Origin of the sequence: Oscillibacter sp. ER4, from assembly GCF_000765235.1 — a bacterium.
Lineage (GTDB): Bacteria > Bacillota > Clostridia > Oscillospirales > Oscillospiraceae > Hominicoprocola > Hominicoprocola fusiformis.
In genome coordinates this window covers 1-1,278 of record NZ_JPJG01000090.1, presented here as the reverse complement: position 1 = coordinate 1,278, position 1,278 = coordinate 1, and the positions used below count along the sequence as shown (strand labels likewise).

Here is a 1,278-nt window from a genome sequence, read left to right as displayed (position 1 = left end):
GTGGACCTCATGCCCGCGAGAGTGGCGCTGAATCTCCGTGAAAGTGGAGCTGTTTTTCCGTGCAAGTGGTGCTCAGTGGCTGAAATTTACACACAGATCTTACAGTTTGGATGGGAATTCGAAATACCATAGAGAAAATCAATTCAAATGCTGTCGCGTAAGAACAAGCACGGTTACTGCTATTTCCAGTAACCGTGCTTATTTTTACAGTTCCAATAACTTTTGCGCTCTTCGCTGTACCTGCCGCTCCATCATCCGCAATCTTTTTTCGGGCAGGTTATAGCGCGAGTGTTTCTTGAACTTGAAGTTCAGCAGATGCCGCAGCTTCTCGCGCAGCTCCGGCGTCAGCACGGCCTTGGCTGTGCCGAGAAAATCATTGTACACGCTGGGGTACAGCGTTTCGATATATTCCTCCAATGCGGTCTCGTTCGCCCAGACGTCCGCGCCTGCAAAGTTAAAGAGGGAATTGCCATGGTCGAACAAGGGAGCGGGGGAGACGATAGTATTCGTCCGGTTATCGACCATCACGCCGAAGTTTCCAAAATGCCGGTCCACATTGCAGATCACCGCATCGAACACCAGCATTTCGTTCAGTGCGTTGACAAACTCGACTCCCATCTTCTCGTAATATGTCCTGACAGCCCACATGCCGCCCTTAGAAACGAGATGTCCGATCGGGAGGTAGGCATACGCCTTGTCGGTAAAAAGCTCGCAGGTGGAGCAGAGAACGCCTTTCCAACGGGATAAGGCGTAGGGGATCGCGTGAACGCCCATGGCGGCAGCAATCTGCGCGGCGTAAAACTCAGAGTATGGCTCGTTGCCTGTGTTGACCGCGCCCTCCGTGCCGCCCTTATAGAGATACACCTTACCGCCGATGCGCCGCCAGCATTTGCGGAGCATTCCGTTGGTGGTAAACTCCGGGCTGGAGAGCAGGGAAGCGTGGACGCTGCTGCCATAGCCGGTAAAGGCAAGCTCTGCCAGAACATTGCTGAATGGGTTGTCATAGAGATTTACTTTGTCAAAAGAAGCGGTGTCACCGTCCTCGACGACCCAATAGCAATCGTTAAGGGATAGTCCTTTATAAACGCTGATAATACCGAGCGGACGGTTGAGGTTTAAGCCGCATTTTGCCAAAAGGCTATGGACATAGGCGCGATTCTTCGGGATCGTGCGGCGGCGCAGCCAACGGTGTTAGCGCCGGGAGAAAATCGCCATTTTGAGCCGGGAGAAAACAGCCAATTTCAGCCGGACAGAAATCGCCAATCCGGGCCGGGAGGG

1 protein-coding gene is annotated in these 1,278 nt (G+C 53.2%); it reads right to left on the bottom strand.

Annotated features, from left to right (window positions below; translation table 11 throughout):
• Positions 1–204: 204 nt before the first annotated feature.
• Positions 205–1,134 (bottom strand): XRE family transcriptional regulator, encoded by a 930-nt coding sequence (locus NI20_RS0112260; protein ID WP_156108648.1) that lies wholly within the window; start codon positions 1,132–1,134, stop codon positions 205–207.
• Positions 1,135–1,278: the final 144 nt, after the last annotated feature.